This is a genomic window from Streptomyces sp. NPDC029159 (assembly GCF_055564055.1).
Map to the genome: position 1 here is coordinate 166797 of NZ_JBVHWT010000010.1, position 13138 is coordinate 179934.

Here is a 13138-nt window from a genome sequence, read left to right on the forward strand (position 1 = left end):
GCGGCGGACGCCTCGCGGCGGCCCGCCGGCCGGTCGCCGGCGCCCCGGGCGGGGTGGCTCAGGGGCGGATCCGCAGCACCTGCGGGTCGTGGTCGCTGGCCTGGTCGGCGTACTCCGCGTTGAGGTGCACCACGTCGTAGTCGGTGTCGCTCAGCTGCGGGCTGGTGAGCATGTGGTCGAGGACCTGGGAGTTGCCGGAGTAGACATAGCCGTAGCGCTCGGCGCGGGGCAGGCCGTTGACCTGGTCGGTGAGGACACCGCCCGCGGTGAGCTTCTTCAGGGCGGGGGAGAACTGGTAGTCGTTGAGGTCACCGGCGACCACCACCTCGGCCTTGGCGTCCTTGGACAGCAGGTCCTTGACGAAGCCGTTCACCAGACCGGCCTGGGCGGTGCGCTGCTTCTCGGAGCTGCGGGCGGGCTGCTGGAAACGGCTGTCGAGGCCCTGGTCGCCGCCCTTGGAGTTGAAGTGGTTGGCGACGACGAAGAACCGGCGCTTCGGCTGGCCCTTGACGGCGAACTGCCCCACCAGCGGCTTACGGCTGTCCTGCCACGCCGGGTCGGTCGGCGCGATCCGCCCGGGTGAGGCGGAGAGCGTCGCCCTGCCGTGGTCGGCGCGGGGTTCGACGGGGGTGGTGGCGTCACCGCCCGGGATGTCGGTGAAGCTCACCGTCGCGGGGTTGTAGAGGAACGCGACGCGGATGTTGCCGCCGGGCTGGCCGCCGTCCTTGTCGTTCTCCGGGTCGATCTGCCGCCACTCGTAGGCGGGGCCGCCGGCCGCCTTGACGGCGCCGGTCAGCTTCTTCAGGGTCTCGTCCGCGGCGACGGTGCCGTCGTCGGTGGGCCCGCTGTTGTCCTGGACCTCCTCCAGGGCCACCACGTCCGGCCCGGCGAGGTTCTTGACCAGGCCCTTCGCCAGCCGGTCGAACTTGGCCTGCGGGGTGGCGGGGGAGAGGTTCTCGACGTTGTACGTCGCGACGGCCACCTCACCGGGCCGGGAGACGCGGGTGGTCTCGGGCGCCGGGGCCTTGCCGGTGACCTTCCCCAGCGCGGTGGCCTGGAGGGTGTAGCCGCCGAAGTTGTCGTAGTCCAGCGGGCCTTCGGTGGTGCCGCCGAGGGTGGTGCCGACATCGGCCACCGGGAAGGGGTCCGTGTCGAGCGGCAGCAGCGAACCGATCTTGATCCGGGCCGGGTTGGGGTCGGCGTACGAACCGTAGAGGACGCCGCCGCGGGCGGTGCGGGAGTGCTTCGGGTCGGCGGTCACCCACAGCTCGTGGTGGGTGTTGGTCGGGCCGACGACGGGGGCGTCGGCGACCGAGACCCGCATGCCCTCCAGGGACTCGTACCGGTCCAGGGCGTAGGAGCGGGGGCGCAGCGGGAGCGACTCGATGCTGCCGCCGTCCGCGTCGGGGGCGTACGCGCCGGGTATCGCGGCGGCGTCCAGGCGGACGGCGGCGGGCAGCGGTTGGCCGGACGCGGTGACCTGCCAGGTGGCGCCGGTCAGCTCGGTGACGGACTGGAGCCCGGCGTCCTTGCCGCCGGGGTAGTACTCCTCGACCGTGCCGTCGACGGTGACCGCGTCGCCGACGGCGACCTGCGGTGAGGTCTTGCCGGTGTAGACGAAGAGCGCCTCGCTGGTCGCCGGGTCGTCGTCCGGCCGCGGGTCCTGCACCCAGAAGCCGCGGGCGGAGCCGAAGGTGCGCAGCGCGGTGACGACGCCCGGCACCCCGGAGACCTGCTTCCCGGCGAGCGGGGAGAGGCGGGTGCTGCCCTGGATGTCGTGGATGCGGGTACCGGCGGCGTGGGCGGTCTGCGGGAGCACCACCAGACCGGCGGCGAGGGCGGCGGCCGCCGCGGCGGCGACGGTGACCGGTCTGCGGAGCGGACGGCGGGACGACGAGGACGGCATGGTGGCGCCTCCGGAGGGGGGAAGGAGTGGGGGCGGGGCGCGTGATCCGCGCCTTCTACGCGCGTCAATCTCTTGTGTGCCCAGGGGAGTTGTCAAGGTGTTCCGGATGACCGGGAGGGGGTCGCGGGGTGAACCGTCCGGCATGCGGGGAATTCCGTCTACGCTGGGGCGCGCACGAGCCGAAGTCCTCCGAGGAGCTGAGCCCCAGATGTCCGCAGACCGCCCGACCCTGCCGCCGGTGCGGCTGCACTCCGATGCGGAACTGGCCCGGGACGCGCTGAGCGCCCCCTTGATGGCGCGGGCGGCGCAGCTCGCCCGCTGGGCCGAGCGGGGCGTCCCCGTCGGCGTCGGCGGCGAGATCCTGGAGGAGTCGCTGGGCGCCGCCACCGAGCACCTGGGCCTCACCGGCGACGAGGACGGCGCCGGGCTCACCGCCGAGGCGTGGCAGCTCGCCGTCGACACCGGCCTCGTCGAGGTCGAGGAGACCGAGGAGACCGGCGAGGACGACGCGGCGGACGGCGCCGCGGTCGGCCTGGCCAAGCCCGGTGAGGAGCTGGCGCAGCTCACCGGCGGCAGCCCGCAGGACGTCCTCGACATCTGGCTCGGCGGCATGGAGACGGTCCTCGCCGACGCGGTCGCCCCGGACCTCGCCGACCTCGCCGATCAGCTCGCCGACGGCGGCGAACTGGACCTCGACGCCCTCGACTGGAACCCGGAGGAGGAGGCCGAACTCCTCGACGGCATCCTCGGCAACCTCTACCTGCTGACCGCGCTGGGCGACGAGCCCGGCCAGAGCGTGCCGCTGCCCGCGCTCGCCGCCTCCATGATCGTTCCCGATGACATGGACGAGCCGACCGACGACATCCTCGAAGAGGTCTCCGAGGCGATGATGCGCCTGGACGACCAGTTCCGGGTGCTGGAGCCCATCGGTCTGGTGGCGTACCAGCCGGTCGACGAGGCGCTCATCGAGGAGCTGGACGACGCGGGCGACACCGTCCGCTCCGCCGAGCCGCTGACCGACGAGGACGTCACCCGCTACGGCATGGTCCGGCTGACCCCGCTCGGCGTCTACGCGGTCCGCGCCCGGATGCAGGAGGCGGGCGTGTACGCCCCGGCCGTCGGCGATCTGCGGGACGCCGCCGCCGGGACGCTGCTGGCGGAGCTGCCCGACTACCCCGAGGACCTGGCGCGGGAGGAGTCCGAGCAGTGGCTCGCGCCCCGTACGCCGCAGGACGCCGCGCGGGAGCTGCTGGTGGCGGCCCGCGGTGACGACGAGCGGGCCCCGCTGCGGCGGCTCGCCGCGCAGCAGACGCTGGCGCTGGTCGGCGCGGAGGCGGAGCCCGCGCTCCGGGAGGTGCTGGACGACCGGCAGCTGGGCGGGCTGGCCCGGGTCTGGCTGGCCGAGCGGGGGCTCGCCGACATCCCCGAGCCGCCCCAGGACATGATCTTCTGGCTGACCGTCGACACCATCGCCGCCCAGCTGGGCACCGCGGAGGAGGACACCGAGGAGCTGCGCGACCTGGTCGTGGGGCTGACGGGGCAGCACAGCGGCTTCTTCGACGCGGTCTGGCGGGTGGACCACCCGGCGACCGCCGACGTCCTGGAGGCGATGGGCCGGCTGCACCCCGACCGCAAGGCCGCCAAGGAGGCACGCAAGGCCGCCTACAAGGCGCGCTCGCGCGCGGGGAACTGACACGGACGGCCTGAAGGGCCCGGCACGGCGGGCGGCGTGGACACGAGGGTGTCGGCGCCGCCCGCCGGCGTTCGGCGAGGGCCCGGAGCCACGCGGCGGCCCAGCCCCGGATGAGCGCCCCGCCGCACGTGCCGACGCCCCGCTCCCGGACCGTCGTGCCCCGTTCAACTGCCGTTCGCGGGCGGGCGGGAGCGTGTGCCCCGTACGGGACCGAATCCGGCCGTCCAGGAGATGACCATGCCGCTGACCCGGAGAGACCTCGCCACGCGTTCCGCCGCCACCTGTGCCACCCCGGCCGGGAGCGACGGGGCCCTGGCCACCGCACCGGGGGCGGTCGCGGCGGGCGCCGGGCCCGCCACCGGCGCCGCGCACGGTCCGCCCGCCCCCGACCCGGACGGCGTCCTCGCGCTGCCCGCCGGGTTCACGTACCGCATCGTCACCCGCGTCACCACGCCCGGCAGCGGTGCGCCCACGCCCTCGCACCACGACGGCACCGGCGGCTTCGCGGGGGCCTCCACCCACCACGCGGGCGGCGTCACCCCGTGGGGCACCCGGCTGACCTGCGAGGGGACCGAGGGCAAGGCCGGACAGCGGGGAACGGCCCGGGACCACGGCCATGTCTGCGAGGCCGACCCGGACGACCTCGCCGCGGGCCGCGACGCCCGGCCGCTCAAGGCGCTGGGCCGCTTCGCCCACGCGGCCGCCGTCGTCGACCCGCGCCGCGGCCACCTCTACCTCACCGAGGACGCCGACACCCCCGGCGGCCTGTTCCACCGCTGGACCCCGCCGCCCGGTTTCCGCCACGGCCGCGGCCGGCTGCGGACCCTCGCCGCGGACGCGGGGGTGCTCGCCGCGGCCCGTTGCTGCGACTCCGGCGGCCGGTTCGTCGACGCCCTCTCCCGGACGGTCCGGCCCGGCACGGTTTACGGCGTCGACTGGATCCAGGTCCCCGACCGCGACGCCCGTACGGCACCGGTGCGCCGGCAGTTCGACGACGGTGAGATCACCCGCGCCGGGAAGCCGGCGGGCATGTGGTGGGCCGACGGCGGCGCGTACCTCGTCTTCGCGTACGCCCGCGGGGAGGGTCCCGGGCGGCACGATGTGCAGGTGTGGTTCCACGATCCGGGCCGCCGGACGCTCACCCTCACGCTGCGGTGCGGCGTCGACCCCGGCCCGGGGCGGGACGGTGCGTGCGACGGGCCCGGCACCCTAGGCGTCTCGCCGCACGGCGGGCCGGACCTCCCGCCCGACGGGCGCACCCTCCTCGTCACCCTTCAGGAACCCGGCCTGATGATTGCCGTCACCGGCCCCTGGCGCCGGCGGGACCGCCCCGGTCACCGGCGGTGACGTCCGGATGACCCCCGGGCACGGCGGAATCCTGGGCGCCCACGGGCGTTGAAGGAGAGATGAGCCCGACGACACGGACGACCCGCTTCTCGGTCCTGGACCGCTCCCGCACCCGGCAGGGACACCCCGACGCGGCGGCGCTGCGCGACACGGTGGAGCTGGCGCGCCACGCCGAACGCCTCGGCTACCACCGTTTCTGGGTGTCCGAGCACCACGGTGTGCCGGGCGTCGCCGGTTCCGCGCCGACGGTGCTGGCCGCCGCGGTCGCCGGGGCGACGGACACGATCCGGGTCGGCACGGGCGGCGTGATGCTCCCCAACCACCGGCCGCTGGTGGTCGCCGAACAGTTCGGGGTGCTGGAGGCGCTGTTCCCCGGCCGGATCGACATGGGGCTCGGCCGCTCGCCCGGATTCACCGACGGCATCCGCCGCGCCCTGGGCGCCGACAAGAGAGCCGGGTCGGACTTCGCGGCGCAACTGGCCGAGCTGACCGGCTACTTCGACGGCACCCAGCGCGCCCATCCGCAGGTCCACGCCCGGCCCGCCGAGGGGCTCCGCGTCCCCGCGTTCGTCCTGGCGACGGGCGCCGGGGCCCAGGTGGCGGCGGAGGCGGGGCTGGCGCTGGTCATCGGGGAGGTCCGCGGCCGGCGCCGGATGCGGGAGGCGATCGACGGCTACCGTGCGGCGTTCCGGCCCTCGGCGCTGTGGCCGCGGCCGTATGTCGTGGTGGCGGCGACGGTCGCGGTGGCCGCCACGACCGAGGCGGCGTACCGGATGCTGCTGCCGGAGGCGTACGCCATGGCCCATGCACGGACCCACGGCGTCTTCCCGCCGCTGCGGCCGGCGGCCGGCCCACCGGCGGAAGCGGCGCTGGGCGCGCGGGAACGCGGTTATGCCGAGGAGGAGTTGCGCGGCCGGATCCACGGCACGGAGGACGAGGTCGCCGATGAGCTGGGGACGCTGATCGGGGAGACCGGGGCGGACGAGGTGCTGGTGAGCACCAGTACCTACGAGCGCGGGGCGCTGCTGGAGTCGTACGCCCGGCTGGCCCGGTCGGTGGGTCTGCCGGAGCGGACGGCGGCGCGCTGACCGGAGCGCCGCCGCCCGCCGCCGGGGCCCCGGCTCAGAGCGCCGCGCCGCCCGGCTTGGTCATCCCGCGGACCGTCCGTGCGTCGACGAACTCGCCCAGCGCCGTCATCTCCCACTCGCCGGAGTACTGCCGGATGAGCTTGGCCATCAGGACGCCGGTGCGCGGTTCGGCCGAGGTGAGGTCGAAGCGGACCAGCTCCGCGCCGGTCTGTGCGTCGGTGAGGCGGCAGTACGCCTTGGCGACATCGGTGAACTTCTGGCCGGAGAAGGAGTTCACGGTGAAGACCAGGCCCGTGACCTGCGGCGGGATGCCGCCGAGATGGACGGTGATGGTCTCGTCGTCGCCGGAGCCGTCGCCGGTGAGGTTGTCGCCGGAGTGCTGGATGGCGCCGTCGAGGACGGTCAGCTTGCCGAAGAAGCAGTTGTCGACCTTTTTGCGGTCGGGGCCGTAGGCGATGACCGAGGCGTCCAGGTCGATGGACTTGCCGCGGAAGGCGGGCTCCCAGCCCAGCCCCATCCGGACCGAACCGAGCAGCGGGCGGCCGCCCTTGACCAGCGAGACCGTCTCGTTCTTCCGCAGGCTGACCCGGCCCTTGTCCAGATTGACCTTTCCGGCGGCGGGCGGCGCCGCAGGAGGCGGGGGCGTGACGCCCGGCGGCGGGGCCAGCGGGGCGGGGGCACCGGTCGGCGGCGCCCACTGCCCGGCGGGCGGCGGCACCGGGGCGCCCTGCGGCGGGGCGGGCGGCGCCGGAGGGGCGGGAGCGGCCTGCGGGGCCGGAGCGGGCGGGGCGGGCGGCGCCGCCGGGGGTGCGGGAGCGGTGGCCGGAGCCGCGGGCGCCGCCGGTTCCTCGACGGTGACGCCGAAGTCGGTGGCGATACCGGCGAGTCCGTTCGCATACCCCTGGCCGACGGCGCGGACCTTCCAGGCGCCGCCCCGGCGGTAGATCTCGACGACGACCAGCGCGGTCTCCGGGCCGAGCCCGGACGGGGTGAAGGAGGCGAGGACGGCGCCGGTGTCGGCGTCGCGCACGGTGCCGGTCGGCTCCGTACCGGCGAAGGTGGCGCCGGGGGCGTCCGGGCTCGCGGTGACGACGATCTTCTCGATCTCCGCGGGGACCGCCGTGGTGTCGACGGTGATGGTGTCGCCGCCGGACGCCCCGGCGCCGTGGGTCACCCCGGGGCCGCCGCTGGGCTGGTTGTAGAAGACGAAGTCGTCATCGGAACGCACCTTGCCTGCGGCGGTGAGCAGCAGGCCCGAGACGTCCAGCCGCACGGGGGCGGTGACGTCCACCGCCACCCGCGCGGCGCCGAGCGGGAGATTCGAGCCAGGAGTCATTGCGGTCATGCCGGCAGTAACGAACGGCTCGCCTTTGCGGTTCCATTACCCGGCCCGTCCGGGGGAGGACCGGGCCCGCCGGATCGGCTCCGGCGGGCGGCGGTTCAGCGGCGCTCGCGGGAGTTGCCGAAGAGCAGCCGGTAGAGGATGAGCAGCACGAGGGAGCCGGCGATGGCCGCGACCCAGGTGGACAGGTCGAAGATGTCCTTCGGTATGGGCCGGTCCAGGATCTTGACGGACAGCCAGCCGCCCACGAACGACCCGACGATGCCGGTGAGCGTGGTGCCCACCAGGCCGCCCGGGTCCCGGCCCGGGAGCAGGATCTTGGCGATGACGCCCGCGATCAGCCCCAGGACGATCCAGCTGACGATACCCATGGTGTGTTTCCTCGTTCCTGCGCGCCGTGGCGCCGGTGTGACGTGCGGTTTCCGTATATCTGACGTGTCGCCCTCAAGGACGCCGCGGAGGGGGTGCGAGTTCCCTCGTGCGGCGAATGGGACGACGACCGCCCGACCGTACGCGGGCCGGGCTCAATGCGGCCAGCGGGGCGGGTCGGTGCAGAACGCGCCGCCCAGGTGGGCATGGGCCGGTTCGTCCGGATCCAGCTCCCCCTCGGCCGCGATCAGCGCCGCCGCGTACGGCTCGGAGTCGTCCTGCGGCGCGTACCCCAGGGCGCGGGCGGTCGACAGGTCCCACCACAGACGGGTGTTGGCGGACGAGGCGTAGGCGACGGTGTGGCCGACGTCCTCGGCGGTGAGGGCGGCGTGCAGCAGCCGGGCGCAGTCCGCCGGGCTCAGCCAGATCGACAGCATCCGCACGCTGGTCGGCTCGGGGAAGCAGGAGCCGATGCGCAGCGAGACCGTCTCGATGCCGTACCGGTCGTGGTAGAGGGAGGCGAGGTCCTCGCCGAACCCCTTGGACAGGCCGTAGAAGGTGTCGGGGCGGCGCGGGGTGTCGATCCCGATGGCGGCCGAACCGTCGGCCGGGCGCGGGGTGAAGCCGACGGCGTGGTTGGAGGAGGCGAAGACGACGCGGCGCACCCCCTCCTCGCGGACCGCCTCGTAGAGCTGGTGGACGCCCTCGATGTTGGCCCGCAGGATCTGCTCGAACGAGGACTCCAGGGAGATCCCGGCGAGGTGGATGACCGCGTCGACCCCGCGGACCGCCGCGCGCAGCGCCGCGCGGTCGGCGAGCGGTGCGGTGATCGCGTCGGGTGCGTCCGGCACCGGCCGCTCGTCGAAGAGGCGCAGCCGGTAGCCGTACGGGGGCAGCAGCTCGCGCATCAGGGTGCCGAGGCCGCCTGCGGCGCCGGTGAGCAGGACGGTGCGGGGTGCGGGCATGGGCGATCCTCCGGCGGAACGGCGCGGCCCCGGAACGCCGACACATACGGACGGGGTTCAGAGGTGTGGACACGATCGTCAGCACCGTAGGGAGCGTGCTCAGCGGCGGTCAATACGCCGACGGGGGCGGCGTGTTCGGTGTGCGCGCGGGACCCTTGACCGGCGGCTGCGGGCTGCTCTAGCGTGACGCCGTTCAGAGACATGGACGCTGGTCACAGGAGTGCACGATGGGTCGTCGCGCGCCCGCGACCGGACCCGCAGTCCGCCGGTGCCGCGGGAGCCTTCACGCCGCGGTACGCACCGCACGCCAGGGAGAGCCCGTGACCCCAGCCTCGCCGCTCGCCGACCGCCTCGACGGAGTGCTGTTCTTCCCCGTGACCCCCTACGCGCCCGACGGCGAGGTGGATCTGGACGCCTACCGTGCCCATGTGCGGCGCGGTGTCGAGGCCGGGGCGGGCGCCGTCTTCGCCTGCTGCGGCACCGGGGAGTTCCACGCCCTGACGCCCGAGGAGTTCGCGGCGTGCGTCGGCGCGGCCGTCGAGGAGACCGCGGGACGGGTGCCGGTGGTCGCCGGCACGGGCTACGGCACGGCGCTCGCCGTCCGCTACGCCCGCCTCGCCCGCGACCGCGGCGCCGACGGACTGCTCGCCCTGCCGCCCTATCTCGTCCATGCGGGTCAGCAGGGGCTGCTGCGCCACTACCGGGCGCTGGCCGCCGCCACCGACCTGCCGGTCGTCGTCTACCAGCGCGACAACGCCGTCTTCACCCCGGAGACCGTCGTCGCGCTCGCCCGCACCCCGGGCGTCATCGGTCTCAAGGACGGGCTGGGCGACCTCGATCTGCTCCAGCGCATCATCAGCGCCGTCCGCACCGAGGCCCCCGGCGCCGCGTTCCTCTACTTCAACGGCCTGCCCACCGCCGAACTCACCGGCCCCGCCTATCTGGGCCTGGGCGTGCGCCTGTACTCCTCCGCCGTCTTCGCCTTCGCCCCCGAGATCGCCCTCGCCTTCCACCGGGCGCTCACCACCGGCGACCGGGCGACCGTCGACCGGCTGACGGACGGCTTCTACCGCCCCCTCGTCGACCTGCGCAACCAGGGCCACGGCTACGCGGTCTCGCTCATCAAGGCGGGTGTCCGGCTGCGCGGGCTGGACGCGGGCGAGGTCCGCCCGCCGCTCGCCCCGCCGGACCCCCGGCACGTCGAGGAGCTGCGCACCCTGCTCGACCACGGGCTCACCCTGTTGCCCGACGGCGGCGACGGCGGCGACGGCGCGGCGGACGGGGCCCGCGCCTGATGCGCGCCGCGGCCTTCCTCTACCCCTGGGACGTGGCCGGCGACCCGGAGGCCGCACCCCGCCTCGCCGGCCTGGGCATCCGTCAGGTCACCCTGGCCGCCGCCTACCACTCCACCCGCGCCCTGACCCCGCGCCATCCGCACCGCCGCGTGGTCACCGCCCGCCACTCCGCCGTCCTCTACCCGCCCGACCCGCGGCGCTGGGCGGGCCGGCCGCTGCGCCCCGCCGTCCAGGACTGGCTGCCGGGCCCCGATCCGTACGGGGAGGCCGCGGCGGCGCTGGCGGACGCCGGGATCGAGGTGCACAGCTGGGTCGTCCTCGCCCACAACTCCCGTCTGGGCGAGGAGCATCCGGACACCTCCGTCCGCAACGCCTACGGCGACCGCTACCCCTGGGCGCCGTGCATCGCCCGCCCGGAGGTCCGCGACCATCTCGTCACCCTCGCCGCCGAGGCCGCCGTACGGCCCGGGGCGCACGGCACCGAGCTGGAGTCCTGCGGCTGGTACGGCATGGCGCATCTGCACGCCCACGACAAGGTCGGCGGGGTGCCGCTGTCCGGCGCCGCGCAGTACCTGATGTCGCTCTGCTTCTGTACGGAGTGCCGCCGCGGGTACGCCGGACTCGGGCTGGACGCCGAGGAGTTGGGCGGTGCGGTGCGGCGGGCGCTGGAGCCGGTGTGGGCCGGGGCGGCGGCACCCGCCGCGGCGGACCGGGCGGGGGAGTGGGCCGCCGTCGAGGCGCTGCTCGGCGCCGACCGGGCCGCCGTGGTGCGGGCCTGGCGGGCGCGGGCGGCCGGCGGGCTGCGGCGCGCCGTGGTCGCCGCCGTCCGCGCGGCCGCCGCCCCCGGCTTCCGGGTGCTGCTCCACGCCGACCCGGCCGCCCACCGCTGCGGCGCCAACGTGGGCACCGACCCGGCGGGGGTGTTCGGGTACGCGGACGGTGTGGTGGTGCCGTGCGGCCCGGACCCGGCGCAGCGGGCCGATGCGCTGACGCCGTTCGCCGCGGCGCAGGACGCGGCCGGTGCCGTCCTCGCCGCCAACTTCACCGTCGTCTCCGGTATGGGCGGCAGCCCCGCCACCCTCGCCGCGGACGCCGCGCACGCCGCCGCGCTGGGCGCCGGGGAGCTGCGGCTCTACCACGCGGGCCTGGCGAGCGACCGGGATCTGACGGCCGTCGGCGCCGCCCTGGCCTCCCTCGCCGCGCGCTGACGAACGGCGGGACCGGGGCGGCTCCCGCGGGCCGCCCCGGCCGTCTGTGACCCCCCCTGGGGGTGGCTATCCGGCGCCGGTGAGACGGTCCGACACGGTGCCGCGCTCCGCGTCCCCGCAGGTCAGCAGGGGGAGCTCCGGCCGGTTGGCCGTGTCGTGGGGGAGGTCGCCGAGGACGGTGTCCCGCTCCCGGGACCCGAGGATGTCGACGGTGAGAAGCGTGGTGCGGCCGTCTGCGCGGCGCACCGCGACGGTGCTGCCCGGCGGCAGCGCGGCCGGGCCGCGGAAGGCGGTGGGCCCGGTGACGGCGGTGCCCGGACAGCCGGGCGGGGCGCCGTAACGGTACCGGCCCGCCGCTCCGGGCAGGTCGGCGGGCGGCGTCCGGAGCGCGCCGCGGGCGTCGAGGCCGGGGCCGGTCGGCGGGGCGCCGGGCCCGGCCGCCGGTATCCGGAGGCGGACCGGCGGGGAGGGCGGCGGGGCGGCGTCCCGGGCCGCGGTGCGCGCCGCCGGTCCGCCGGGTCCTAGGGCGGCGGGCGGTCGCTGCGGTGCGGTGGCCCGGGCGCCGACGGCTATCAGCCACCCTCCGGCCCCCACCGCGGCCAGCGCCAGCACCACCGCGCCGTTGCCCGTCCCGCGCCGTCGCCTGCCGGGTACGGTCCCGGGCGCGCCGGACATCTCAGGCCCGCCCGGCGGCGCGGCGAAGCGGCCCGCGGGCGCCGGCGGGGCGCCGCGGGGCGACGCCTGGGGACGGGCGGCTGGCGAACACGACGAACCTCCGTGAGGTACGGACGCGGCGCCCGTGCGCCGCCGGAACGTCGGGTTCCGTACCTGCTCACTCCGAGATAAACCGCCCGGCGCGCCGCGAGCCTGCTGACGTCATGTCAGAACGCCCCCGGCCGACCGGCCCGCCGCCCGCCGCATCCGCGATCTTCGCAGGTCGGACGGCGTGTCAACGGCGTGTCGAGGTTGCCGGGGCGCGCTGGGGAGAACGGGTGAGCCGCCACGGCCCGCCCACCGCTTCGCCCGCAGGTGGCACGGCGTGGCGCGGCCCGCGGCCGGGGTCAGAGCCGGCGGGTCGCCAGCAGCAGCCGGTCACGGGCGTCGAAGAGGGTGTCCTTGAGCAGCTGCTCGTGATCGGGTGTCAGCCGTGCCACCGGCACCGAGCAGCTGATCGCGTCCCGCGCCGGGGTGCGGTAGGGGATCGCGACGCCGAAGCACCGCAGCCCCAGCGTGTTCTCCTCCCGGTCGACCGCGTACCCCTGCTCGCGGACCGTGTGCAGCTCCTCGATCAGCTGCTCACGGTCGGTGATCGTGTGCTCGGTCAGCGCCGCCAGCTTCGCCGGGAGCAGCTCGCGCACCTGCTCGTCCGAGCAGGTGGCCAGCAGCGCCTTGCCCAGCGACGTGGAGTGCGCGGGCAGCCGCCGCCCCACCCGGGTGAAGGGGCGCAGATAGTGCTGGGACTGACGGGTCGCGAGATAGACGACGTTGACGCCGTCCAGCCGGGCGAGGTGGATGGTCTCGGTGGTGTCGTCCGAGAGCCGGTCCAGCGTCGGCCGGGCCGCCGCGACCACGTCGTCACCGTCGATGTACGACGTGCCGACGAGCAGCGCCCGGACCCCGATGCCGTACCGCGTACCGGTCGCATCGGTCTCCACCCAGCCCAGCTCGACGAGGGTGCGCAGCAGCATGTAGAGGCTGGACTTGGGATAGCCGACGGCCTCCTGGACGGCGGCGAGGCTGTGCATACCGGGGCGGCCCGCGAAGTACTCCAGCAGCTCCACCGTCCGCACCGCGGACTTGACCTGCGCTCCACCCGTCTCCGCAGCTGACATCGCCCTTGACCCCTCCGATCGGCCCGCCCTAGAGTCCCCATGATTCAGCATCCGGGACGGCGTTCACCATATCGAACGGCGTCCGGCCTGCGG

11 protein-coding genes are annotated in these 13138 nt (G+C 75.5%); 5 read left to right on the forward strand and 6 right to left on the reverse strand.

What is annotated here, in order from left to right:
* Nucleotides 1-58: 58 nt before the first annotated feature.
* Nucleotides 59-1906, reverse strand: a complete 1848-nt coding sequence (locus tag ACZ4U4_RS20705) for an endonuclease/exonuclease/phosphatase family protein (RefSeq protein WP_467876233.1) — start codon at nucleotides 1904-1906, stop codon at nucleotides 59-61.
* Nucleotides 1907-2114: 208 nt separating this feature from the next.
* Here ACZ4U4_RS20705 and ACZ4U4_RS20710 point away from each other — a divergent pair, with 208 nt between their 5' ends.
* The 3 genes from ACZ4U4_RS20710 (at nucleotide 2115) to ACZ4U4_RS20720 (ending at nucleotide 6034) form a co-directional block, all read left to right on the forward strand.
* Nucleotides 2115-3599 (forward strand): hypothetical protein, encoded by a 1485-nt coding sequence (locus tag ACZ4U4_RS20710; protein ID WP_467876236.1) that lies wholly within the window; start codon nucleotides 2115-2117, stop codon nucleotides 3597-3599.
* 237 nt (nucleotides 3600-3836) lie between these two features.
* On the forward strand, nucleotides 3837-4946 hold the full coding sequence (locus ACZ4U4_RS20715; RefSeq protein WP_467876238.1) for an alkaline phosphatase PhoX: 1110 nt from the start codon (nucleotides 3837-3839) through the stop codon (nucleotides 4944-4946).
* A gap of 59 nt (nucleotides 4947-5005) precedes the next feature.
* On the forward strand, nucleotides 5006-6034 hold the full coding sequence (locus ACZ4U4_RS20720) for an MsnO8 family LLM class oxidoreductase (protein ID WP_467876241.1): 1029 nt from the start codon (nucleotides 5006-5008) through the stop codon (nucleotides 6032-6034).
* A gap of 34 nt (nucleotides 6035-6068) precedes the next feature.
* Here ACZ4U4_RS20720 and ACZ4U4_RS20725 read toward each other — a convergent pair whose 3' ends face one another.
* From ACZ4U4_RS20725 to ACZ4U4_RS20735, 3 genes are all read right to left on the reverse strand, one after another.
* Nucleotides 6069-7370, reverse strand: a complete 1302-nt coding sequence (locus ACZ4U4_RS20725) for a TerD family protein (protein ID WP_467876463.1) — start codon at nucleotides 7368-7370, stop codon at nucleotides 6069-6071.
* A 104-nt stretch (nucleotides 7371-7474) separates the two neighbouring features.
* Nucleotides 7475-7747 (reverse strand): GlsB/YeaQ/YmgE family stress response membrane protein, encoded by a 273-nt coding sequence (locus tag ACZ4U4_RS20730; RefSeq protein WP_467876243.1) that lies wholly within the window; start codon nucleotides 7745-7747, stop codon nucleotides 7475-7477.
* Nucleotides 7748-7900: 153 nt separating this feature from the next.
* On the reverse strand, nucleotides 7901-8710 hold the full coding sequence (locus ACZ4U4_RS20735) for an NAD-dependent epimerase/dehydratase family protein (protein ID WP_467876245.1): 810 nt from the start codon (nucleotides 8708-8710) through the stop codon (nucleotides 7901-7903).
* Between the two features lie 320 nt (nucleotides 8711-9030).
* Here ACZ4U4_RS20735 and ACZ4U4_RS20740 point away from each other — a divergent pair, with 320 nt between their 5' ends.
* Nucleotides 9031-10005: a 5-dehydro-4-deoxyglucarate dehydratase gene (locus ACZ4U4_RS20740; RefSeq protein WP_467876247.1), complete on the forward strand. Its 975-nt coding sequence runs from the start codon at nucleotides 9031-9033 to the stop codon at nucleotides 10003-10005.
* Entirely contained in the window at nucleotides 10005-11213 is a 1209-nt protein-coding gene (locus ACZ4U4_RS20745) for a hypothetical protein (protein WP_467876250.1), read from the forward strand. Before ACZ4U4_RS20740 ends, ACZ4U4_RS20745 begins: the two co-directional genes overlap by 1 nt.
* A gap of 66 nt (nucleotides 11214-11279) precedes the next feature.
* Here the strand turns inward: ACZ4U4_RS20745 and ACZ4U4_RS20750 are convergent, their stop codons facing one another.
* Together ACZ4U4_RS20750 and ACZ4U4_RS20755 are read right to left on the reverse strand one after the other, a co-directional pair.
* Complete coding sequence (locus ACZ4U4_RS20750; protein WP_467876253.1) at nucleotides 11280-11888, reverse strand: class F sortase; 609 nt, start codon at nucleotides 11886-11888, stop codon at nucleotides 11280-11282.
* Between the two features lie 386 nt (nucleotides 11889-12274).
* Nucleotides 12275-13045 carry an IclR family transcriptional regulator gene (locus ACZ4U4_RS20755; protein ID WP_467876255.1) on the reverse strand — a complete coding sequence of 257 codons (771 nt, stop codon included), beginning with the start codon at nucleotides 13043-13045 and terminating at the stop codon, nucleotides 12275-12277.
* Nucleotides 13046-13138: the final 93 nt, after the last annotated feature.

What these genes read in the sequence shown, in the direction of transcription:
- ACZ4U4_RS20705 (WP_467876233.1), bottom strand. Translation starts at nt 1,906, where the DNA reads ATGCCGTCCTCGTCGTCCCGCCGTCCGCTCCGCAGACCGGTCACCGTC.
- ACZ4U4_RS20710 (WP_467876236.1), top strand. Translation starts at nt 2,115, where the DNA reads ATGTCCGCAGACCGCCCGACCCTGCCGCCGGTGCGGCTGCACTCCGAT.
- ACZ4U4_RS20715 (WP_467876238.1), top strand. Translation starts at nt 3,837, where the DNA reads ATGCCGCTGACCCGGAGAGACCTCGCCACGCGTTCCGCCGCCACCTGT.
- ACZ4U4_RS20720 (WP_467876241.1), top strand. Translation starts at nt 5,006, where the DNA reads ATGAGCCCGACGACACGGACGACCCGCTTCTCGGTCCTGGACCGCTCC.
- ACZ4U4_RS20725 (WP_467876463.1), bottom strand. Translation starts at nt 7,370, where the DNA reads ATGACTCCTGGCTCGAATCTCCCGCTCGGCGCCGCGCGGGTGGCGGTG.
- ACZ4U4_RS20730 (WP_467876243.1), bottom strand. Translation starts at nt 7,747, where the DNA reads ATGGGTATCGTCAGCTGGATCGTCCTGGGGCTGATCGCGGGCGTCATC.
- ACZ4U4_RS20735 (WP_467876245.1), bottom strand. Translation starts at nt 8,710, where the DNA reads ATGCCCGCACCCCGCACCGTCCTGCTCACCGGCGCCGCAGGCGGCCTC.
- ACZ4U4_RS20745 (WP_467876250.1), top strand. Translation starts at nt 10,005, where the DNA reads ATGCGCGCCGCGGCCTTCCTCTACCCCTGGGACGTGGCCGGCGACCCG.
- ACZ4U4_RS20750 (WP_467876253.1), bottom strand. Translation starts at nt 11,888, where the DNA reads ATGTCCGGCGCGCCCGGGACCGTACCCGGCAGGCGACGGCGCGGGACG.
- ACZ4U4_RS20755 (WP_467876255.1), bottom strand. Translation starts at nt 13,045, where the DNA reads ATGTCAGCTGCGGAGACGGGTGGAGCGCAGGTCAAGTCCGCGGTGCGG.